The following is a 20,522-nucleotide window of genomic DNA, read 5'->3' as shown; positions in this document are numbered from 1 at the left end:
ATGGCGGACGAGACGACGAGCAAGGTGGTACGCGTCGACGGTGACCGGTGTGTGGGTGCGGGCATGTGCGCGCTCACCGCACCGGCCGTCTTCACGCAGGACGACGACGGCTTCAGCCAGGTGCTGCCGGACCGCGAGGACGGCGGCGGCGACCCGATGGTGAGGGAAGCCGTACGGGCGTGCCCGGTACAGGCAATCAGCGTGGAGGAAGTCATCTGACCGGACATCAAGAAATCGCCCAGTAGCGGCTGTTCAGCCTCGCAGCGTCACCGTGAAGCTTCTGCCGTACGCGTGATGGGTGTCGACGTCGATCCGTGTGCCGCCGGGATCCCGGCTCACCCGCACGCCGTCGTCCGCGGTGACCTTCCGGAGGCGGCGGCCGCGGAGCAGGACCGTGATCCTGTCCCGGTCCATCGTCGGGTCGGACACGGCGACGGTGGTGGTGCCGCCGCGGCCCCGACGGCGCACGATGACGGAGGCCGGCCCATCGACGCGCAGGCCGGCGGCCTCGTGGCGCCCCGGCGTGAAGGAGTTGGCGGCCGTCAGGCCGAGACCGGAGTGCGTAACGGCCTGGAGACGCTCGGAGTTGGCGAGGACCTCGATCGGCCCCTGGCGGTGGGCGCGCAGCCGGTCCTCGGTGGCGTTCGGCACCAACGCGCAGGCCAGGCGCGCCGGTCGGGCCCCGGCGGCCCCGTGGACCGTCACGCCGAACACCGAACGCGTCACGGGCGTATCGGGGTTGGCGGTGCGCACGACCCGGCGGCTGCGCGTGACCCGCTCCAGGGTGACGCTCACCGGCGGGGCGTCGAGGAAGACGTAGCCGACGGCGGTGCCGCGCGTGGCGTTGGCGTAGCGCAGCCAGCGCAGGTCCGCGGTGCCGGGGCCGGACCAGGCGCGGCCGTCGCGGCGCGTCCCGGTGAGCGTGGTCCGGTCCTCGGGGGCGGCGATGCGGGCGTCGACGGTCGTGGTCACGGCCCGCCCCCCGGCGTCGCCGACGCCCGCGGCGAGCACCACGATCTCCTCGTCGAGCAGGAACCACGACTTCGTCGCCCGCGCGCCGCGGTACACGACGAAGTCGTCGGGGAGCAGGGCGCGGTCGCGGTAGGCGGCGTCGCTGGACTGCACCAGGCCCGCGGCGCCGTACGCCCCGAGGACCGCGCCGCCCGACCACGCGTTCGTGCCGCGCGGGAAGTAGACGTACTTGTTCTGCGACTCGGAGGAGGAGGTGAAATTAAGGGGGTGCCCGGGGTTGTCGTAGTACGCCTTGCCGTACGACTCGGGTACGGTGCGCCGCTGTTCGACCGGCGCCGTGACACCCGCCAGGCCGTACGGCGAGACCGTCGTGAAGTAGTCGACGCCGTACGCCTGGGTCTGGTCCTGGCCCGAGAGGTAGAGGTAGTGCGCGCCGTCGCCCTGGAACCAGGGCATGAGGTTCTCGCCGTTCATGTACTCGTACTTGCTGATCCGGTCGGAGCTGCGCGCGAGCGCGAAGGCGTAACCGGGCCTGCGGTGCACGGTCTTGTCCATGGCGTTGAAGGCGACGCTGCGCTCGGCCGGGTTGAGGTCGGCGGGCGGCACGGAGGCGTCGCCTACGATGTCGGCGTAGCGCACGATGCTGACCGGGGAGACGAAGCGGGCCGGGTCGAGCGCGGTGCGCGAGGTGGCCCTGATGTGCTTGACGTAGCTCTTCAGGGCGGTGGCCTCGGCGCCGGCGGCGAGCGAGGCGAGGTCGACGACGGCCTCCACGACCACCGCCACGTCGGTGTATCCGGAGTCCGTGCGCGCCACGGCCCGGCCCTTGACGATCTCCATCATCCAGCCCTCGAAGATCACCGGGGCGAAGCCGTCCCGCACCCAGTCGTACACGGTCGGCACCAGCTCCGCGCCGTGCGCGAACCCCGTGCCTTCGAGGATCTTGAGGGTCTGCACGACCCGGCTGAGCAGGCCTTTGCCGTACGAGCCCGTGTACGCGACGGAGGCGTGCTGGATGAAGGAGCCGTCCGCGTAATGGCCGTCCGTCACGCCGTGCCGCAGGCGGTAGGGGTCGATGGTGAGGAAGACCGTCAGCTGGTCGGTGAGGGCCTTGCGGATGCGGGCGTCGCCCTCGTCCTCTCCGAGGAGGGCGCCCTGGAGGATGCGGTTGGTGGTGATGTCGGCCAGGTTGGCGCCGGTGTGGAAGCGCGAGTCGAGGTCGACGTCGCCGCCGGTGCCGTTGCGGAGGTAGGCGTCCATGGAGGTGACGTAGGTGCGCACCAGGTCGGGGCGGTGGGCGCGCACCTCGTCCGCGAGCAGCGCCAGGGTCTTGCTGATGTGCTGGGAGATGCCGATCTCCCAGTGGAACCAGTTGCCGTAGTAGCCCTTGGCCTGGTCGCCGTAGTAGTGCTCGTGCAGCCAGGCCAGGCCGTCGAGCACGCGACGCTGGACGGCGGTGTCGCCGTACAGGCCGCCGGGGCCGGGCGTGCGGGTGGCGAGGGCGGTCTCGTACAGGCGGCGGTAGGCGGTGTTGAGGTTCGCCTCGTCGGTGCCGAGCGCCAGGCCTGCGAAGAGTTCGCCCTCGCCCGCGTCGTCCATCGCCTTCAGGTTCGCCCGCGCGGCACGTTCGACGGCGGCGAGCTTCCCGGCCGTCTCCGGCCGGGCGTTGGACGCGGCGGTCCCGGCGAGGATGGCCACGGTGTTGGCGAGCAGCCGGGCGCGGCCCTCCGCCGCCGTGGCGGCGTCCACCCGGCCGGCGGGGATCACCGCCAGGAGTCCGGCGGCCGACAGGGCGGACAGCAGGCGTCTGCGGGTGATCTCCATGGCGGCCTCCACCGGCGGCGTACGGGGCGTTCTGGCGTTCCTGACTGTGGACGGGCTCGGACGGGTGTTCAGGCGGCCGGAGTCAAGCAGATGCCCCCATCCGCGACAAGGGTCCCCGCGCCGACGGGCGGACCCGCATTGATACGGTCCCTCCCTGATCTTGATGCGGTACACGGGGGAAGGGGAGCACCATGCCCGGGACGGGCGCGCCGCGCGCGGCGCGACGGCGCATTTGGCTCGTGTCCGGCCTGGTGGCCCTGGCGGTGATCGCGTCGTCCGTGACGTGGCTCCTCGTGTCCCGGGCCGAGGACCGCGAGGAACGGCTCGCGGCCAACCAGCGGCAACTGGCGCGCGCCTGCGCGGGGCTGCTCCCCGCCGAGCTCGGCGCCTTCGTGCCGGACGACAAGCCCGGCGTCCTGGACGAGTTCGGCACGATGCTGCGGCCCCGCGAGGAGAGCCGCGCCCTGCTCGACTGCACACTGTCGTGGGGTGGCGGCGGCGATGCCTGGGAGCCCGACGCGCAGGCGCGGGTGCGTGCCGAGGCCGTCCTGACCCGCACCACCGGGCCCGCGCTCGACGGCTCCTTCGGGCTGCCGCTGCCGGACAGCGCGCTCGGCGCCGTGTCGACCGGCGACCGGCTGACCGGCAGCGCGGTGTCGGCCTCCCTGCTCGCCGACTGCCCCAAGGGCCTCGCCGGGCGCGTGCGCCCCTCGCGGGACCTGCTCGTCACGGTGGACCTGCCCTCGGCGTCCGACGACGAGTACGACGTCCCCCGAGCCGACCGCCTCCTCGCGTCCCGCACGGCGGTGCGCGTCGCCGACTGGGTGGCGGAGAAGCAGGGCTGCGGCGGCCGCCCCCTGAAGGCCGGAGCCGCCGCCCCGGCCAAGGCTCCGAAGCTCTGCTCCTGGCTCTCCCCCAAGGCGCTGCGGCTGGCGCCGGGCGAATGGGAGTTCGGCCGGAGCGCGGCGACGTACAGCAGGCGCACCGGCGTGTGCGGCGGCCGGCTGGACGACAGCTCGCCCGCCGGGGAGCTCGCGGTCAAGGCGGTGGGCGCACAGAGCTGGTCGGGGGTGCTCGCGGGCGGCGCGTACGACAGTCACCGGGGCGGCTCCCACGTCCCCTTTCCCGGCGACCGGGCCGAGGCCGGCAAGCCGGTGACGATCCAGGAGTCCGGTGACGACCCGCTGCTCGCCCTGTGGGCGCGGTCGCGGTGCGCGGCGGGCCCCACCTACCACCGCGTCACGGTCACCCCGCAGCTCGGCTTCACGGACGGCCCGCAGTCGGGCACGACGGTGCTGGAGCCGAAGGAGCGGCGGCAGCTCTCGCGGAAGGCACGGGCCGTGCTCGACCGCTATCTCGCGGCGCCGGACGGCTGGCCGCGGCGCGCGCACTGCCGGGACACGAAGGTCATGGGAGAGGTGGCGCAGTGGCGCGGCTGACGTGGGAGACGAGGGCGGGGCGCGTGGGGCTCACGTCCTGCGGGGTGCTGGTCGCCCTGGCCCTGATCGCGGGCGGCTACTACTGGTGGGGCGGGCCGCATGAGCGCCGCGTGGCGCAGCGGGTGCTCGACGACGCGTGCGAAGGTGTGCTGCCGTCGGACGAGATGCGTGCCGTCCTCGGCGAGGGGCCGCTCCGGAGCGGGCGCGGCCGGACCGGTCTGCGGGAGGCGTACGACGGCGAGCGCCAGGTGACGTGCGCGGTCAGCCGCAAGACCGAGCACCACGCCGGTCATCCGACGCGTGACGCCTCCGTCGAGGTCTCGGTGCAGAGCGTGCCCGAGCGGCGCGGAAGCCCTTCCGCCGAGGGCCGTGCGGCAGAACTCCCCCGCCGGTACGGCATGTTGTATCCGGAGGTGCCGGCCGAACTGCCGCCCGCCGCGCTCGGCGGGGGTTGGCGGGGCCTGTTCACGACCGGCGAGGGCTTCACGAACCTGGCCGGCCGCGACTCGGCGACGACCACGGTCCTGCTGGACTGCGCCCGCGAGGGCGGTGGCCTGCTCGTCACCGTCGGCGTGAGCGAGGAGGACGTCACGCTCGACGACCCGCGCCGCCGCGCCGCCTACGCGCGGATCGCGACGGCGACGGCCGCGAAGGCCTCGCGGACGTGGGGCTGCGACGCCCCGCTCGGCAAGCCCCCGCGCACCGTGGCCCTGCCGGTCAACGCCGACGAGGACGTGCCGCTCGCCGACGCGTCCGGCACCTGCCGCGGTGTGCCCGGCCGGGGCGCGCGGGTGTCCCGGGCGTGGGAGGGCAGGCCCTCGGGCGTACCGGTCGAGGTGTGCGTGCTCGCGGGCGGCCGTACCGGGACACCGGCCGGGGCACCGGGGGGCGAGGCGCGGCGCTACCGTCTCGTCGCGTACTACGGGCCGTACGCGGAGGCCGAGCGGCTGCGTCAGCAGGAGCGGCACGGCCGGTACTCCGAGGAGCCCGTCCCGGGCGACGACGCCCCGGCGGGTCGGCTGCCGGGCGGCGGCCACTGGGCGAGCGCCGCGTGCCACGACGGCTCCGGGCCCGCCCTGTTCACGGTGCGGCCGAGCGACGCGACGGACGGGGAGGCGTACGAGACGGACGGTGAGCGCCGCGCCCCGAAGCCGTCCGCCGCCGACTTGGCGTACGAGCGCGCCGCGCTGAAGCACTTCGCCGGGCGCTCGGCGAAGGAACACGGCTGCCCGGCGCCGAAGCTGCCCTGAGCCGCCGGGCGTCCCCTCACCCCTGCCGGGTGCCGCCGCGCCCCGTGATGTGCGGGGGCGGTTCGATCCCCGCGGGCAGCAGCGGGTCGGCGACGGGTGCGCCCCAGGTGGCGGTCAGCGGGAGGGTGCCCGCCCAGATGCCGAGCGCGGCGTCCGGGCCGTCACCGTCCTCCGGTGGCCCGACGGCCGTCTTGACGGAGGCCTCGGCGAGGGAGAGCGCGAGCAAGGTGGTCGCGGCGAGCTCCTTGCGGCTGGGGCGGCGGGCGTAGTCCCACTGGCCCGGCGTCGCGTGCTCGGTGAGCAGGCGCAGGCCGCGCAGTTTCTCGTCGGGGTCGATCACCGTGCGCGGGACGCCGTGGATCATCGCACTGCGGTAGTTGACGCCGTGTTCGAACACCGAGCGGGCGAGGACCAGTCCGTCGACGTGCGTGACGGTGACGCAGACCGGCGCCTTTGGGGCGGCGGCCAGGCTGCGGCCGGCGACGGAGCCGTGCAGGAAGAGGTGTGTGTCGTCACGGCCGTACACCGTGGGCACGACCATCGGGTGGCCGTCGACGACCACACCGAGGTGGCAGACGAAGCCCGCGTCCAGGATCGCTTCGAGGTCGGCGCGCGCCAGGCTGCCCTGTGCGCGCAGGCGTCGGTGGCGCGTGCGGTCGGTCACGGGCAGTTCCGCGGGCAGCGCTGACGGCTGTGATGCTCTGTTCACGGCAGCCCAAGTTACTGATATCGCGTGTCAGTTGCCATGCCTCTGCGGATTCAGTTGTCACGTACGGCCATGGCCACGTTATTCGCAGCCCGTCTCGCGTCCGTCCAAGCTGTGCCCGAAGAGTCCATCGACTCCCGCTCCGAAACAATTGTGAGCCGCCACCCGGGCACGGTCTGATGGAACGCATGGACCTCCGCATGGACCTCCGCGACCACGACGGCCACCTCGACGCCCACCACGAGGACGTGTCCCCCGGCACCGGCAGCCTCCCGCCCCGCGCGTGGTACGCGACGTCGGACGCCCCCGCCCTCTCCCTCAACGGAACCTGGCGCTTCCGCCTCTCCCCCACCGCCGACGCCGAGGACGAGGCGTTCGCCGCCGGGCACCACGACAGCGGGGCCTGGGACGAGATCACGGTCCCCGGCCACTGGGTCCTCCAGGGCCACGGCGCGCCCCAGTACACCAACCAGCTCTATCCGTTCCCGGTGGACCCGCCGCGGGTGCCCACCGAGAACCCCACCGGCGACCACCTGCGCGTCTTCGGCCTGCCCGCCGACTGGCCGGGCACCGGCACCGCGGTCCTGCGCTTCGACGGGGTCGAGTCGTGCGCCCGCGTCTGGCTCAACGGCACGGAGCTGGGCGACTTCAAGGGCTCCCGGCTGGCCCACGAGTTCGACGTCGGCGCGCTGCTGCGCCCCGAGGGCAACGTCCTCGCGGTCCGCGTCCACCAGTGGTCCGCGGGCTCGTACCTGGAGGACCAGGACCAGTGGTGGCTGCCGGGCATCTTCCGTGACGTGACGCTGCTGCACCGGCCCGAGGGCTGCGCGGGCGACCACTTCGTCCACGCGTCGTACGACCATCGCGCGGGCACGGGCACGCTGCGGGTCGACGCGGACGTCCCAGGGCGCGTCACGGTGGCCGAACTGGGCATCGACGTGGCGACGGGCGAGGAGGCCACCGTGCCCGTCGAGCCGTGGACCGCCGAGACACCGAGGCTCTACGACGGTCTCCTGGCGACGGCGGGCGAGCGGATCCCGCTGCGCGTCGGCTTCCGCACGGTCGCCCTGGAGGACGGGCTGATCAAGGTCAACGGACGGCCTGTCCTCTTCCGGGGCGTGAACCGCCACGAGTTCCACCCGGAGACGGGCCGCGCCCTCGACCTCGACACCATGCGCGCGGACGTTCTGCTGATGAAGCGGCACAACATCAACGCCGTCCGCACCAGCCACTATCCGCCCCACCCCGCCTTCCTCGACCTGTGCGACGAGTTCGGCCTATGGGTCATCGACGAGTGCGACCTGGAGACCCACGGGTTCCAGGCGGTGCAGTGGCGCGGCAACCCCGTCGACGACGACCGCTGGACGCCCGCCCTCCTGGACCGCGCGGCCCGCATGGTCGAGCGCGACAAGAACCACCCCTCGGTCGTCATGTGGTCGCTGGGCAACGAGTGCGGGACGGGCCGCGGCCTGACCGCCATGGCCGAGTGGATCCGCGCCCGCGACGGCTCCCGCCTCCTCCACTACGAGGGCGACAGCTCCTGCGCGGACACCGACGTCTACTCCCGGATGTACGCCGACCACGCCGAGGTCGAGCGCATCGGCCGGGGCGAGGACGCGGGCCCCGACGAGCGCCGCGAACTCCCCTTCATCCTCTGCGAGTACGGGCACGCGATGGGCAACGGCCCCGGCGGCCTCAGCGAGTACCAGCGGCTCTTCGAGACGTACGACCGGCTCCAGGGCGGCTTCGTCTGGGAGTGGATCGACCACGGCATCGCGCACCCCGCGTACGGCTACGCCTACGGCGGCGACTTCGGCGAGGAGCTGCACGACGGCAACTTCGTCTGTGACGGGCTGCTGTTCCCCGACCGGACGCCGTCGCCCGGCCTCGTCGAGTACAAGAAGGTGATCGAGCCCGTCCGCATCGACGGCGACGGCCGCGACGGCACCGTCCGTATCACCAACCTCCACGACTTCGCGGACCTCACCCACCTCGCCTTCACCTGGTCGTACGAGGTGGACGGCGTGAGCGTCGCCGACGGCGCCCTGCCGGTGCCCGCGACCGGCCCCGGAGAACGCGCCGAGGTGAAGCTGCCGCCGGCGCCGGCCCGGGGCGGGGACGCGGAGACCCGGTGGACGGTGCGGGCGGGGCTCGCCGATGACACGGCGTGGGCGGCGCGCGGCCATGTGGTGGCGTGGGCCCAGCTGGTCGACGAGGCAGGCAGGGCCGAGCCGGTCCCGCCGGGCGGCCTGGCGCCGGTGCGCGAGAGCGGCCGCGTCCTGCTCGGCCCGGCCGTCTTCGACACCCGCGGAACGCTGCTGTCCCTCGGCGGTCTGGAGATCAGGGACCTGCGCCTCGACGTGTGGCGGGCGCCCACCGACAACGACAACGGCATGCCCTGGCGCCCCGAGACGCCACCTGCCGCCCAGTGGCGCGCACTCGGCCTCCATCGGATGCAACACCGCGTGGACGACGTCGAGTTGGCCGAGGACGCCTTGACCGTACGCACCCGGGTGGCACCCGCGGCGAGCGACCTCGGCCTGCGGGTGGCCTACCGCTGGCGGTCGGACGGCAGCCGCCTGCTCCTGACGCTGCAAGTGGAACCGGAGGGCGAGTGGCGGGTGCCGCTGCCCCGCGTCGGGATCCGCTTCGGGCTGCCGGGCGCGTCCGGTCCCGTCCGGTGGTTCGGCGGCGGCCCCGGCGAGGCGTACCCGGACACCGGGGCGGCGTCGCTGGTGGGCGTCTGGGAGTCGGACGTCGACGCCCTCCAGACCCCCTACGTGCGCCCCCAGGAGAACGGCGCCAGGCCCGGTCTGCGCTGGGCGGAGATCGGCGGCCTGCGGATCGACTCGGGCGAAGGACCGGCGTTCACCGCCCGCCGCTGGACCACCGAACAGCTCGACGCAGCCCGGCACCGCGCCGACCTCACCCCAGGCGACACCGTCTGGGTCAACCTGGACATCGGCCGGCACGGCATCGGCTCGGGATCCTGCGGCCCCGGCGTCCTGCCGCACCATCAGCTGCACGCGCGGCCCGAGACGTTGCACGTCGCCTTCTCCACCGCCGTGACCCGGGGAAACGGAGCCGCCCCGCACTAGACTGGACCGGCACGCAGACCCCACGTGCCGCCCTGGGGGGAGGGAGCACCCCGTGTCACACCAGCGGCTCGGCCGCGGCCCGTCGAGGCCCGGCCCCACCCCCGGGCCCGCCCCCGACGCGCCGCCGGGGCGGTTCGTGGGGTGGCTCGGCGGCTTCGGCTGCGCCGCCGCCGGGTACGCGGTGTTCCAGTCCCTGGTCGGCGTGTTGCCGGACACGATCTCGGCGGACGCCGCGCGGTACGGCATCGCGGCAGTGAGCGGCCTCGGCGTGGGCCTCGCCGCCTGGCTGTCGGCCGCGCTGCTCCGGGCAAGGGCCGACCACGCGGGCAACACAGGTGACTCAGACAGCGCAGACAACACAGGCGGCTCGGACAGCGCAGGCGACGCAGCCGACGCGGGCAGCAGGGCGGGGCGCCTCGGCCATCCGGGGCTCGCGGGCCTGCCCCGGCCGCGCGGGCCCCGCACCGGCCCGAGGGCGCCCGCCGCGCCCGCGCCCTCGGAGCCCGCACAGCTGCCCGGCCCGCTGCCGGTGCTCCTCGCCGCCTCCTACGCCACGCTCGCCGCCGAGCTGACCACCCTCGACGACCCCGAGCGCGGCCGGCTCACCGGCTGGCCGCACGCCCTGGACGAGCAGACGAGGCCGGTGCGGCCCACACCGACGGGCACCGCCTACGGCCTGCACGCCGTCCTCGAACTGTCCGCCCCCGACGGCCGGGTGAGCGTCAGCGACCTGACGCGGACGCTGTGGCGGCTGCGGCTGCGGGACGGCGGCTGGGCGGCCCGCTCCCAGGGCACAAGGCCGCGCCCGAGGTGACGGCGCTCGCGCTCGGCGCGCTCGCCCGGGCGGGCGCGGACCCGGAGCGCGTCGCCGCCGAGGCGTCCCGCTGCGCCGCGGCCTTCACCGCGGAGCTCGAACCGTCCGGCTTCGGCCGCACCCACGTGGTGACCACGGTGCTGCGCGGCCTGCTGCGCGCGGCGCCGCACGCACCGGACGTGGCCCGGCTGCGGGACGAGCTGGTCGACCGCACGATCACGGACCCCGCCAGGGAGCACCGCCGCTGCTGGGGCGCCGTGCTGCGCGGCCCTGCCACCCGTCCCTCGCCCGTGCACACCGCGCAGGCCGTGGTCGCCCTCGACCGGGCGGCCCGCGTCCTGGACGAGGACGCGAACATCCGCGCGGCCCGTGAGGACGGCGTACGCTGGCTGCTCTCCTGCCCGCAGCCGCTCCACGAGGCCTGCGTGGACCTGACGAACACGCAGGAGGAGGTGCGCCGTCCGCACCCCGTCGACTCGTGGCGCCAAGAGGTGCTTTTCGTACGGCACTTCACCGCGGCCTGGATGGTGCGGGCGCTCCTGACGCCGGGTGCCTGGCGGGTCGCCGTGGACGACGGCCGCGAGGAGCAGTGGCGCGCGCTCCTCGCGAGCGCCGTCGGCTCGGTGTGGAGCCAGCAGGACGACGGGATATGGAACTGGGACGGGCATGATCTCGGCCGCCCGCTGTGGATGACCTATCAGGGCCTTTCGGCGCTGCGGGCACATGCCGTATGGATGTATCAGCCGGGTGCCTGAACCCCGGGCCCGGCGCGGGCGCGCGCGGACGAGGGGGAAGAGCTGTGGGTGCTCGGCACGTGCACGGGGCCAGGCGGCTGCTCGAAGCGGCACTGGACGGCCCGACGGAGGACGACCTGGTGCGGGCCGCCCGCGCCGTCGTCGCCGAACTGGGCTCGCCGGAACGCCTGTTGCCCCTGGTGGCCGAGCTCGCGGCGGGGGCCGGTGACCCCTCGGGATGCGCACTCCTGTCGTACCGCCATGTCCTCGGCTTCGACAAGCTGCTCCTGATCGACGGCGGGCCCCGGCACAGGCTTCGCGCGCACGTGTGGCATCCGGGGGCGGGCGCGCGCGAGGACATCCACAACCACCGCTCCCCGCTGGCCTCCAGCGTGGTGCGGGGCGCGCTCGGCATGGAGCTGTTCGATTCCGTCGAGGAGGCGGACGGCGGGGGCGGGCAGACGGCCGCGCGGTACCGGGAGTCCCTCACGGGGGCGGGGGGCGACTGGCTGCTCGAACCGGCGGGCCGGGCGCGGCTGCGGCTCGCGCAGAGCGCCGTGTACGCGGCGGGCAGCGGGTACGCCCTGCCGTCGTACGCCCTGCACCGGGCGTGGTGCGCGGCGCCGGACGTGACGGTGACGCTGTTCCTGGAGACGGGGGCGGGCCGGCGGCGCTACACGGACGTGTTCACCGGCCCCGCCGAACCGACGCGCGCGGTGGCGAAGGAGCCGCTGGACGTGGCGGACTACCTGGCGGAGCTCGCGGCCCTCGCGGGACTCATCGGCTGAAGGCGTTGACGGCGCTGAAGGCCTGGCGGACGATGTCGCGGTTGTAGTCGTCGATGTCGACGGTGCCGAGCTCGGCGGGGAGCAGCCAGCGGTGCTCCTGGTCGGGCAGGGGCAGCACCACGTCGAAGGAGAGCGGTTCGACGAGGAAGTTGTCCTGCCAGTTCTTCACCTCGTGGCCCCGGTAGGTGCTCAGGAACGACGACTCGCCCACCTTGCGCACCACCTTGCCGAGCAAACCGGTCTCTTCCTTCAGCTCCCTGAGGACGCCGTCGCGCGGGCTCTCGTGCGGTTCGAGCTTTCCGCAGGGCACGCCCCACACCCGGGGCAGGAACCGCTCGGTCTCGCTGCGGCGTACGAGCAGGACGCGGCCTCGATGGGCCACGACGGCCGCCGCGAGCCGGTTCTCGCCGGGATAATCCATGCCTTCCACCGTAGCGGGGAATCGGGGGTCCGGACAGTCGGGCAGGCCGTGTCCGATTCCTTCAAGACCCGGCACCGGCACGGGCCCTACGCTCTCGGCCATGAACAGCACACCCACTTCCACGTCCGCGCCCACACGCACACCGAGGTTCGATCTGATCGGGCTCGTCGTCTCCGACATGGCCGCCTCGCTCGCCTTCTACCGGCGCCTCGGCCTGGAGTTCGCCGAGGGCGCCGAGAGCGCGCCGCACGTCGAGGCGGTGCTCCCCGGCGGGCTGCGCGTCGCCTTCGACACGGAGGAGACCGTGCGGTCCTTCCACGAGGGGTGGCGTCCCCCGGCCGGTGGCGGGCGGATCGGGCTCGCCTTCCACTGCGGGACACCCGAGGGCGTCGATGCGACGTACGAGGAGTTGACGGCCGCCGGGTACAAGAGCGAGCTGGCGCCCTTCGACGCGTTCTGGGGGCAGCGGTACGCGGTCGTGCTCGACCCGGACGGCAACGGCGTCGACCTCTTCGCGCCGCTGGGGACCACCGAGTAGTTCGGTGAGCGACATACCTGTCAACTCCCGCACGTCGCGGGCCAGATGAGCCTGGTCGGCGAAGCCCGTAACGGCCGCGGTCTGCGCGTACGGCAGTCCTTCGCGGGCCAGGGTCAGTGCGCGCTTCAGGCGCAGCACCCGGGCGAGCGTCTTCGGGCCGTACCCGAAGGCGGGCAGCGAGCGGCGGTGCAGCAGGCGGGCGTTGACGCCGAGGGCGGCCGCCGTCTGCGCGACGGACCGGCCGGCGTCCAGGGACCTGACCACTGCCGTGAGGAACGGGTCGGGCGGTCCGGCGTCGGCGGCGCGCCGGAGGGCGAGGGCCTCCAGGGCGGCCACCGGATCGGGCGCGCCGTCCACCCGCCCCACCAGGCGGCGCGCCGTCGCCGCGCCCCACAGGTCGGCCAACTCCACGCGCTGGTCGCGCAGTTCGTGGGCCGGGACGCCGAGGAAGGCGGGGGCGGTGCCGGGGTGGAAGCGGATGCCGACGTAGCGGCCGCCGGACTCCGCCGCGCCGGGGACGTACGCACGGGTGTCCGGGCCCGCGACGAACAGCCGGCCCTCGGTCCACAGCAGGTCCATGCAGCCGTCGGGCAGCACGGGGCGGACGCCGTCGGGGGTGCCGGGGATGCCCGAAGCCGTGCGCGTCCACACGACCGCGCCGGTCAGCCGGGACGGCCGCTCCCGGTACGTCCTTTGGTCGTCGGTCTCGTGGGCCACGTACGGAAGGCTACGCCGCGCGGGTGCGGTGCTCCTGCGGGCTGATGCCGTGGACCCGCTTGAAGGCGCCGGACAGGGCGAACGCGCTGCCGTAGCCGACCTTGCGGGCTATCGCGCCGATCGTCAGCTCGCTGTCGCGCAGCAGGTCCGCGGCGAGCGCGAGCCGCCAGTTCGTCAGGTACGTCATCGGGGGCTCCCCCACCAGGTCGGTGAAGCGCCTGGCCAGCGCGGCCCGGGAGACGCCGGTCCTCGAGGCGAGGCCCTGGATCGTCCAGGGGTGCGCGGGATCGTCCTGGAGCAGGCGCAGGGCGCGGCCGACGACGGGGTCGCCCATCGCCCGGTACCAGGCGGGGGCCGCGGCCTCGGGGCGGGAGAACCAGGCCCGCAGGGCGGCGATCAGGAGGAGGTCCAGGAGCCGGTCGAGGACGACGTCCTGGCCGGGTTCGTCCTTGCTGATCTCGTCGGCGAGCAGCGGGGTGAGCGGGCAGTCCCACACCTCGGTGGGCAGCACGAGCAGCGGCGGCAGCGCGTCCAGGAGCCGGCCGGTGAGCTCGCCCCGCAGCTGGTAGGTGCCGATCAGCATCTCCACGGAGCTGTCGTGGGACTCGCCCCAGGCGCGCGGCCCGAGTCCGGCGTACTTGCCGGACGGGGCGCCGCCCAGCGGCACGCAGCGCTCGCCCGGCTGGATCTCGGCGAACGCCTCGGTGGTGGGGTCGTCGGCGCAGGTGTAGTGGTCGGGTCCGCGCGCGATGGCGAGGTCGCCGGGGCGGATGCGCTGCGCGGGCGCCCCGTCCTCGGGGACGATCCACGCGCTGCCCCGCACCATGATCATGACCGACAGGGGGGCCTCGTCCGCGATGCGCACGGACCAGGGCGGGTCGAACAGCGCGCGGATCATGAAGGCCCCCCGGGCGCGCGGGCCCTCCAGCAAGCCTGCGAGTACGTCCATGGCGGCAGCGTAGACGCAGGCGTATGGACGTGAGCGCCTCGGCGATGGTCCGGGCGCGGGCCGGGCGGTTGACTGAAGCCATGACGACGGACACGGTGAAGATGACGGTTCTGGTGACGGGCGCGACCGGGCGGGTGGGGCGCAGGGTGGTGGAGTCCGCCGAGGCGGCGGGGCTCACGGTGCGGCCGGCCTCACGTGCGGGCGCCGTGCGGTTCGACTGGGCGGACCGGTCGACGTGGGCGGACGCCCTGCGGGGCGCCGACGCGGCGCACCTCGCCCATCTGCCGGACGTGGGGGCGCCCGGCGCGGCGGAGGCGGTCGGCGCGTTCGCCCGCCTCGCGGTGGAGCTGGGCGTACGGCGGCTCACGCTGCTGTCGGCCCGCGGCGAGCCCCAGGCGCACGCCACGGAGCAGGCCGTGCGGGACTCGGGGGCCGGGTGGACGGTCGTACGGGCCGCGTGGTTCGCGCAGAACTTCAGCGAGGGGCCGCTGCTGGACGGGATGCGGGGCGGGGAGTTGGTCTTCCCCGGCGGCGAGGTGCTCGAACCGTTCATCGACACGCGGGACATCGCGGACGTGGTGGTGGCGGCGCTGACCGGCGGCGACCGGTTTGCCGGCCGGACCCTGGACCTCACCGGCCCCCGGCTGCTGTCGTTCCGGGAGGCGGTGGCGGAGGTGTCGGGGGCGGCCGGGCGGGACATCGCCTACGTCCCGGTCCCGGCCCGCGACTACGGGGCCGCCCTCTGGGAGTTCGGTGTCCCGGCCGCGGAGGCGGAGTTCCTGGTCGAGCTCTTCGAGACGAACCTCGACGGCCGCAACGCGGTGCTCTCCGAGGGGGTGCGGGAAGCCCTGGGCCGGGAGCCCAGGGACTTCTCGGACTACGTCAAGGAATGTGCCGGTGCGGGCATCTGGTCGGCGTGACGCCACGGGGCTCCGCCCCGGGCCCCGCTCCTCAGTCGCCGGAGGGGACGTTCTCGTCCCCTCCGGTTCCGTTCCGCTTCGCATGCGTCCGCAGCCGTGCCGTCACGTCGTCCGGCGGCAGGAAGCGGGACCAGCGTTCGGGGAACTCGGAGGGCATCTCCGGGTCGTCGGGGTCAAGGCCCTCGCGCGCGGCCGCCGCGCGGGCGATGACCTCGGCGGCCTGGGCCTCCCTTATGCGGTCGTTGGCGGCGCGCGCCGCCGCCGTGGCGACGGACGGCCAGACGCGGTCGATCGCCGCGTTGACGGCCGCGCCCACGAGGACCGCGAAGGCCGAGACGCCGATCCACAGGAGCACGGCGACCGGGGCCGCGAGCGAGCCGTAGATCGTGGGGCCCTCCACCGTGCTGGTGAGGTAGATGCGCAGCAGGAAGCTGCCGAGCACCCACATGGCGAGCGCGATCAGCGCGCCCGGCATGTCCTCGACCCACGGCGAGCGCACCGGTACCGACACGTGGTACAGCGTCGTCAGGAAGACGATGGAGAGGATGACGACGACCGGCCAGTAGAGGATCTGGACGATCGTCGTCGAGCCCGGCAGCAGTTTCACCACCGCGTCGGGCCCCGCCACCATCAGCGGCAGCGCGACCGAGCCGATGAGCAGCGCCACGATGAACAGGCCGAAGGCGAGGAGCCGGGTCTTGACGATGCCGCGCACGCCGTCGAGGCCGTACATCACGGTGATCGTGTCGATGAAGACGTTGACGGCGCGCGAGCCGGACCACAGGGCGAAGACGAAGCCGATGGAGATCACGTCGGGGCGGCCGACCTTCATGACGTCCTCCAGTATCGGCTGCGCGATCTGGCTCACCCCCCGGTCGGACAGGACCGTGCGGGACGCCTCCAGGATGTTGTTCTCGACGCTGGCGATGGTGTTCGCGCCGGTCCACCGGTCGACGTAGGCGAGCAGCCCGATGAGGCTCAGGAGCAGCGGCGGCACGGAGAGCAGCGTGAAGAACGCCGCCTCGGCCGCGAGCCCCAGGATGCGGTACTCGATGCACGAGTTGACGGTGTCCTTGAGCAGCAGCCAGGCGGTCCTGCGCTTGGAGACGTCGCGGTACAGAGCGCGGGCCCGTTTCCAGCGTCCGGAGGGCCGCCCGGGTGTTTCATTTGCCTGGTGCACCTCCTTACCGTAGCGGCATGGCAGCCACCACCCACACAGTGACCAACCAGGCTCCGCCCCTGGTCGGATATGACGTATTCGCGTCCGACCGGGCCCTCGTGGAGGGCGTCGAGCGGCATCTGGACCCGGCGCTCCTCGATTCCGCCCGCGAGGACCTCTCGGTGCTCGGCCGCAGCGCCGGTTCCGCCCAGGCGCAGGAGTGGGGTGCGCTCGCCAACGACCACCCGCCCGTGCTGCGCACCCACGACCGGTACGGCAACCGGATCGACGAGGTCGACTTCCATCCGTCCTGGCACCGGCTCCTCGGCAAGGCGGTCGGCGCGGGTCTGACCGCGGCCTGGTCGCGGCCCGGCGGGCATGTGCGGCGCGCGGCCGGGTTCCTGGTGTGGACCCAGACCGAGGGCGGCCACGGCTGCCCGGTGTCGATGACGCACGCCGCCGTGCCCGCGCTGCGCGCCGATCCCGCGCTCGCCGCCGAGTGGGAGCCGCGCCTGACCTCGACCGTCTACGACCAGGGGCTGCGGCCCGCCTCGCAGAAGGCGGGCGTCCTCTTCGGGATGGGCATGACGGAGAAGCAGGGCGGCAGCGACGTACGGGCCAACACCACGCGCGCGGCGGCCCTCTCGGAGGAGGGGACCTACCAGCTGACGGGACACAAGTGGTTCTGTTCCGCGCCGATGTCCGACGGCTTCCTGGTGCTCGCGCAGGCCGAGCAGGGGCTGACCTGCTTCCTCGTGCCGCGGGTCCTGGAGGACGGCACGCGCAACGCCTTCGCCATCCAGCGGCTCAAGGACAAGCTGGGCAACCGCTCCAACGCCTCCAGCGAGGTCGAGTTCGACGGGACGTGGGCGCGCCGGGTGGGCGAGGAGGGACGGGGGGTGCGCACCATCATCGAGATGGTCGCGGCGACCCGCCTGGACTGCGTGCTCGGCTCGGCCGCGCTGATGCGGCAGGCCGTCGCGCAGGCGGTGCACCACGCCACGTACCGGGAGGCGTTCGGCGGCAAGCTGATCGACAAGCCGCTCATGCGCAACGTCCTGGCCGATCTGGCGCTCGAATCGGAGGCGGCGACGACGCTGGCGCTGCGGCTCGCGGCCGCGTACGACGACGGGAGCGAGCAGGAGCGGGCCTTCCTGCGGCTCGCGGTGCCGGCCGCCAAGTACTGGGTGACCAAACGGTGCACGCCGATGGTCGGCGAGGCCCTGGAGTGCCTGGGCGGCAACGGCTACGTCGAGGAGTCGGGGATGCCGCGACTGCTGCGCGAGGCGCCGCTGAACTCCATCTGGGAGGGGTCGGGGAACGTGCAGGCGCTGGATGTCCTGCGGGCGCTCCAGCGTGAGCCGCAGGCCCTGAACGCGTTCCTCCAGGAGGTCGGCAGGGCGAGGGGCGCCGACCACCGCCTGGACGGCGCGATCAAGGGCCTGCTGACCGAACTGGCCGATCTGGACGGCATCGAGGCGCGGGCCCGGCGGCTCGTGGAGCGCATGGCGCTGGTGCTCCAGGGATCGCTGCTCGTGCGGTACGCGCCGGCGGAGGTGGCCGACGCGTTCTGCGCCTCACGGCTCGGCGGCGACTGGGGCGCGGCGTTCGGCACGCTGCCGCACAGCCTGGATCTGGCCTCGGTGGTGGAACGGGCCGCTCCGCGGTCCTGAACGGTGACACGGGGGTGGTGCTGCGCCGACACGGCACCACCCCCGCACTTCAGGCCCCTTGAGGAGCATGAACACCGCACGGGCGGTGTGGTGACCAGATTCAGTCACCGCACAGCCGTTCGCGAGAGTTGCATGAGGTTGCAACGTGGACGGCGCCCGACGTCACTTGATTCATCGTCGAACCATCACCTCGGGCCGCGCGTACAAGGCACGATGAGTGGACGCCTCGTACGCACTGGTCTGGCCGGAAGGGACCCAGTGGTGATGAACGCCCCTTCGACGATCGATCTCGCGCGGATCTCCGCCATGGACCTCGCGCACGCCGCGCGGCTCCTGAAGGGGGTGCGGGACGCGACGCTCGCCGGCCAGCGGCCGCGGGTCATGCCGCGGCCGGTGATCCACGAGTCCTGGGGGCGCATGCTGACCGGCGGGGTCGACCCGGACCGCGACGTCCGCTCCCGGCTGCTCGACGAGAAGGAGCTGGAGGAGCGCCGCCGCGCCTCGCCCCTCCTGCCCGTCCTGCCGGTCCTGCGCGACGCCTTGGTCACGGTGGCGGACGCCGCGCAGCACATCATGGTCGTCTGTGACGCGGACGGCCGGGTGCTGTGGCGCGAGGGCAGCTCCGCGGTGCTGCGCAAGGCGGACGCGCTCGGCTTTGAACCGGGCGCGGACTGGAGCGAGGGCGTCGTCGGCACGAACGGCGTCGGCACCCCGCTGGTGGTGCGCCGCCCCGTGCAGGTCTTCTCCGCGGAGCACTTCGTGCGGACCCACCACTCCTGGACGTGCACGGGCGCGCCGGTGACCGATCCGCGCGACGGCACGCTGCTCGGCGTCGTCGACGTCAGCGGCCCGCTGCGGACCATGCATCCGGCGACGATGGCCCTGGTCGACTCGGTGGCCAAGCTCGCCGAGGCCCGGCTGCGCGAGCGGCATGTGACGGCGCTGGAGCGGCTGCGCGCGGTGGCCGCCCCGGTCCTCGCGCGCCTGGCGGGCCGGGCCCTCGCCGTGGACGCGCACGGCTGGACGGCCGCGGTCACGGGCATGCCCGCCGCGGACCGGCTGGCCCTTCCCAAGTCCCTCGCGGCGGGCCGCGCCTGGCTGCCCTCACTGGGCACCTGCCGGGTGGAGCCGCTGCCCGGCGGCTGGCTGCTGCGTCCTGAGGATCCGCGCGAGGCGCCGGATCCGCTGCCCGCGACCCGGCTCGTGCTGGACGTGAGCGGACCGCGCCGGTGGACGCTCGCGATGCTCGGCGGGGCCCGCGACTGGACCCACGACCTCAGCCCGCGCCACGCGGAGCTGCTCTATCTGCTCGCCACGCACCGCAAGGGGCGCAGCGCGTCGGGCCTGGCCGAGGACATGTTCGGCGATCCGGCGCGGACGGTGACGGTCCGGGCCGAACTCTCCCGGGTGCGGCGCTACTTGGGCGCGCTGCTCGCCCACCGCCCCTACCGCTTCCACGAGGACGTCGAGGTGGAGCTGATCCTCCCGGACCATCCCGCGGGCCTCCTGCCGCACTCCGCCGCGCCGGCGATCCGGCGGGCGAGGAGCGTGGCGGAGCCTTGAGCCCCCCTCATGACCTTGAGCCCCCTCGTGGCACGCCGTCGCGGGGCCGTGATTCGCTGAACCCCATGAGCCTCACTGTCACCACATGGTCGCTGGAGCAGACGTCTCCCGCCGATCTGCTGCCCGCCGCCGCGCCCGACGCCGAGGTGCGGATCGTGCGCGCGGAAGTACCCTCGCCCGAATTCAGCCGGTTCCTGTACGCGTCCGTGGGCGGGGACATCAGCTGGACCGACCGGCTGTCCTATACCTATGCGCAGTGGCGGAAGCTGCTGGAGCGGCCGGGCGTGGAGACGTGGGTCGCGTACGACAGGGGGACGCCCGCCGGGTACGTGGAACTGGCGGCGCGGGGCGAGCAGGGGGACGCGGCGCCCGGCGTCGTCGAGATCGTGTACTTCGGGCTGCTGCCGGCCTTCCGGGGACGCCGGATCGGCGGGCACCTCCTCTCGTACGGGGTCGCGCGCGCCTGGGACCTGGCCGAGCGGTGGCCGGGGCTCGCGCCGACCGAGCGGGTCTGGCTGCACACCTGTTCCAAGGACGGCGAGCACGCCATGGACAATTACCTGCGGCGCGGCTTCAAGCTCTTCGACACCAAGGTCGAGCAGGAACCGGAAGTCACCTCTCCGGGGCCGTGGCCGGGGGCCGAGCGCGACTGACGTACGCCCGTCGGCACCCCCGCCGCCGCTTCGATCTCTGTGACCCACACCACCCCTGTCCATGATGCGGGACAGGGGTGTCCACATTTTGGATAATGCTGGACTGGGTCGAAAGTCCCGTGACACGCTTCCGTCATGGATCGCACTGGAATTGCCTTGGTGAGTCGGCGTCACGTCGACCTCGGCCGCATGTCCAGCGCCATGTGTCCGGCCTGCTGATCAGCTCAGCACCGCCGCACATCCCGATCACCGATCTTTCCTGATCCCTCCCTGCGCAGCGCCGCGCGCACATGTCCGCATGCGC

General features: G+C 73.8%; 18 protein-coding genes and 1 pseudogene. 13 read left to right on the top strand and 6 right to left on the bottom strand.

Annotation, left to right across the window (positions count from 1 at the left end; translation table 11 throughout):
* On the top strand, positions 1-219 hold the full coding sequence (locus KKZ08_RS30890) for a ferredoxin (protein ID WP_223777554.1): 219 nt from the start codon (positions 1-3) through the stop codon (positions 217-219).
* 33 nt (positions 220-252) lie between these two features.
* Here the strand turns inward: KKZ08_RS30890 and KKZ08_RS30885 are convergent, their stop codons facing one another.
* Entirely contained in the window at positions 253-2,796 is a 2,544-nt protein-coding gene (locus tag KKZ08_RS30885; RefSeq protein ID WP_223777553.1) for a polysaccharide lyase family 8 super-sandwich domain-containing protein, read from the bottom strand.
* A 191-nt stretch (positions 2,797-2,987) separates the two neighbouring features.
* Between KKZ08_RS30885 and KKZ08_RS30880 the strand changes: the two genes are divergently transcribed.
* Together KKZ08_RS30880 and KKZ08_RS30875 are read left to right on the top strand one after the other, a co-directional pair.
* Positions 2,988-4,235, top strand: coding sequence for a hypothetical protein (locus KKZ08_RS30880; RefSeq protein WP_223777552.1), 1,248 nt, complete (start codon positions 2,988-2,990; stop codon positions 4,233-4,235).
* The gene (locus tag KKZ08_RS30875; RefSeq protein WP_223777551.1) at positions 4,223-5,485 is read left to right on the top strand and encodes a hypothetical protein; all 1,263 of its coding nucleotides are present in this window, start codon (positions 4,223-4,225) and stop codon (positions 5,483-5,485) included. The genes KKZ08_RS30880 and KKZ08_RS30875 overlap by 13 nt, the downstream gene beginning before the upstream one ends.
* A 16-nt stretch (positions 5,486-5,501) precedes the next feature.
* On the opposite strand, the gene KKZ08_RS30870 is transcribed toward KKZ08_RS30875, so the two are convergent.
* Positions 5,502-6,194 (bottom strand): pyridoxamine 5'-phosphate oxidase family protein, encoded by a 693-nt coding sequence (locus tag KKZ08_RS30870; protein ID WP_223777550.1) that lies wholly within the window; start codon positions 6,192-6,194, stop codon positions 5,502-5,504.
* 185 nt (positions 6,195-6,379) lie between these two features.
* Here KKZ08_RS30870 and KKZ08_RS30865 point away from each other — a divergent pair, with 185 nt between their 5' ends.
* Genes KKZ08_RS30865 through KKZ08_RS30850 form a run of 4 tightly spaced genes read left to right on the top strand, consistent with a single transcriptional unit; the run spans position 6,380 to position 11,625 of the window.
* Positions 6,380-9,289 carry a glycoside hydrolase family 2 TIM barrel-domain containing protein gene (locus KKZ08_RS30865; RefSeq protein WP_223777549.1) on the top strand — a complete coding sequence of 970 codons (2,910 nt, stop codon included), beginning with the start codon at positions 6,380-6,382 and terminating at the stop codon, positions 9,287-9,289.
* A 52-nt stretch (positions 9,290-9,341) separates the two neighbouring features.
* Entirely contained in the window at positions 9,342-10,103 is a 762-nt protein-coding gene (locus KKZ08_RS30860; protein WP_223777548.1) for a hypothetical protein, read from the top strand.
* Positions 10,100-10,858 carry a hypothetical protein gene (locus KKZ08_RS30855; RefSeq protein ID WP_223777547.1) on the top strand — a complete coding sequence of 253 codons (759 nt, stop codon included), beginning with the start codon at positions 10,100-10,102 and terminating at the stop codon, positions 10,856-10,858. The genes KKZ08_RS30860 and KKZ08_RS30855 overlap by 4 nt, the downstream gene beginning before the upstream one ends.
* Positions 10,859-10,902: 44 nt before the next feature.
* A complete protein-coding gene (locus tag KKZ08_RS30850; RefSeq protein WP_223777546.1) occupies positions 10,903-11,625 on the top strand; it encodes a hypothetical protein in 723 nt (240 codons plus the stop codon).
* On the opposite strand, the gene KKZ08_RS30845 is transcribed toward KKZ08_RS30850, so the two are convergent.
* Positions 11,615-12,046, bottom strand: coding sequence for an NUDIX hydrolase (locus KKZ08_RS30845; protein ID WP_223777545.1), 432 nt, complete (start codon positions 12,044-12,046; stop codon positions 11,615-11,617). The two genes, KKZ08_RS30850 and KKZ08_RS30845, sit on opposite strands and share 11 nt — an antisense overlap.
* A gap of 100 nt (positions 12,047-12,146) precedes the next feature.
* On the opposite strand from KKZ08_RS30845, the gene KKZ08_RS30840 reads away from it, so the two are divergent.
* Positions 12,147-12,584, top strand: a complete 438-nt coding sequence (locus KKZ08_RS30840; protein ID WP_223779255.1) for a VOC family protein — start codon at positions 12,147-12,149, stop codon at positions 12,582-12,584.
* Here the strand turns inward: KKZ08_RS30840 and KKZ08_RS30835 are convergent.
* Both KKZ08_RS30835 and KKZ08_RS30830 read right to left on the bottom strand, forming a co-directional pair.
* Positions 12,573-13,301: pseudogene (locus KKZ08_RS30835) on the bottom strand (DUF6597 domain-containing transcriptional factor); the annotation flags it as partial. The gene KKZ08_RS30840 and the pseudogene KKZ08_RS30835 overlap by 12 nt on opposite strands.
* Positions 13,302-13,311: 10 nt before the next feature.
* The gene (locus KKZ08_RS30830) at positions 13,312-14,250 is read right to left on the bottom strand and encodes an AraC family transcriptional regulator (RefSeq protein WP_223777544.1); all 939 of its coding nucleotides are present in this window, start codon (positions 14,248-14,250) and stop codon (positions 13,312-13,314) included.
* Between the two features lie 80 nt (positions 14,251-14,330).
* Between KKZ08_RS30830 and KKZ08_RS30825 the strand changes: the two genes are divergently transcribed.
* Positions 14,331-15,170, top strand: a complete 840-nt coding sequence (locus KKZ08_RS30825) for an NAD(P)H-binding protein (RefSeq protein WP_223777543.1) — start codon at positions 14,331-14,333, stop codon at positions 15,168-15,170.
* A 31-nt stretch (positions 15,171-15,201) separates the two neighbouring features.
* Here the strand turns inward: KKZ08_RS30825 and KKZ08_RS30820 are convergent, their stop codons facing one another.
* Positions 15,202-16,350 (bottom strand): YihY/virulence factor BrkB family protein, encoded by a 1,149-nt coding sequence (locus KKZ08_RS30820; RefSeq protein WP_223777542.1) that lies wholly within the window; start codon positions 16,348-16,350, stop codon positions 15,202-15,204.
* Between the two features lie 17 nt (positions 16,351-16,367).
* On the opposite strand from KKZ08_RS30820, the gene KKZ08_RS30815 reads away from it, so the two are divergent.
* From KKZ08_RS30815 to KKZ08_RS39035, 4 genes are all read left to right on the top strand, one after another.
* On the top strand, positions 16,368-18,002 hold the full coding sequence (locus KKZ08_RS30815) for an acyl-CoA dehydrogenase family protein (protein WP_223777541.1): 1,635 nt from the start codon (positions 16,368-16,370) through the stop codon (positions 18,000-18,002).
* Positions 18,003-18,266: 264 nt separating this feature from the next.
* Positions 18,267-19,565, top strand: a complete 1,299-nt coding sequence (locus KKZ08_RS30810; protein WP_223777540.1) for a GAF domain-containing protein — start codon at positions 18,267-18,269, stop codon at positions 19,563-19,565.
* 65 nt (positions 19,566-19,630) lie between these two features.
* On the top strand, positions 19,631-20,218 hold the full coding sequence (locus KKZ08_RS30805; RefSeq protein ID WP_223777539.1) for a GNAT family N-acetyltransferase: 588 nt from the start codon (positions 19,631-19,633) through the stop codon (positions 20,216-20,218).
* Positions 20,219-20,353: 135 nt separating this feature from the next.
* Positions 20,354-20,437: a putative leader peptide gene (locus KKZ08_RS39035; protein WP_320591900.1), complete on the top strand. Its 84-nt coding sequence runs from the start codon at positions 20,354-20,356 to the stop codon at positions 20,435-20,437.
* Positions 20,438-20,522: the final 85 nt, after the last annotated feature.

The sequence above is a fragment of the Streptomyces sp. 135 genome, assembly GCF_020026305.1.
Classification (GTDB): Bacteria; Actinomycetota; Actinomycetes; order Streptomycetales; family Streptomycetaceae; genus Streptomyces.
This window is presented reverse-complemented; position numbering and strand designations above follow the sequence as displayed.

Excerpts from the sequence above, each read along its gene's own strand:
- KKZ08_RS30845 (WP_223777545.1), bottom strand. The coding sequence starts at position 12,046 with ATGGATTATCCCGGCGAGAACCGGCTCGCGGCGGCCGTCGTGGCCCAT.
- KKZ08_RS30840 (WP_223779255.1), top strand. The coding sequence starts at position 12,147 with ATGAACAGCACACCCACTTCCACGTCCGCGCCCACACGCACACCGAGG.
- KKZ08_RS30880 (WP_223777552.1), top strand. The coding sequence starts at position 2,988 with ATGCCCGGGACGGGCGCGCCGCGCGCGGCGCGACGGCGCATTTGGCTC.
- KKZ08_RS30805 (WP_223777539.1), top strand. The coding sequence starts at position 19,631 with ATGAGCCTCACTGTCACCACATGGTCGCTGGAGCAGACGTCTCCCGCC.
- KKZ08_RS30810 (WP_223777540.1), top strand. The coding sequence starts at position 18,267 with ATGAACGCCCCTTCGACGATCGATCTCGCGCGGATCTCCGCCATGGAC.
- KKZ08_RS30865 (WP_223777549.1), top strand. The coding sequence starts at position 6,380 with ATGGACCTCCGCATGGACCTCCGCGACCACGACGGCCACCTCGACGCC.
- KKZ08_RS30815 (WP_223777541.1), top strand. The coding sequence starts at position 16,368 with ATGGCAGCCACCACCCACACAGTGACCAACCAGGCTCCGCCCCTGGTC.
- KKZ08_RS30825 (WP_223777543.1), top strand. The coding sequence starts at position 14,331 with ATGACGACGGACACGGTGAAGATGACGGTTCTGGTGACGGGCGCGACC.
- KKZ08_RS30885 (WP_223777553.1), bottom strand. The coding sequence starts at position 2,796 with ATGGAGATCACCCGCAGACGCCTGCTGTCCGCCCTGTCGGCCGCCGGA.
- KKZ08_RS30890 (WP_223777554.1), top strand. The coding sequence starts at position 1 with ATGGCGGACGAGACGACGAGCAAGGTGGTACGCGTCGACGGTGACCGG.
- KKZ08_RS39035 (WP_320591900.1), top strand. The coding sequence starts at position 20,354 with ATGGATCGCACTGGAATTGCCTTGGTGAGTCGGCGTCACGTCGACCTC.
- KKZ08_RS30830 (WP_223777544.1), bottom strand. The coding sequence starts at position 14,250 with ATGGACGTACTCGCAGGCTTGCTGGAGGGCCCGCGCGCCCGGGGGGCC.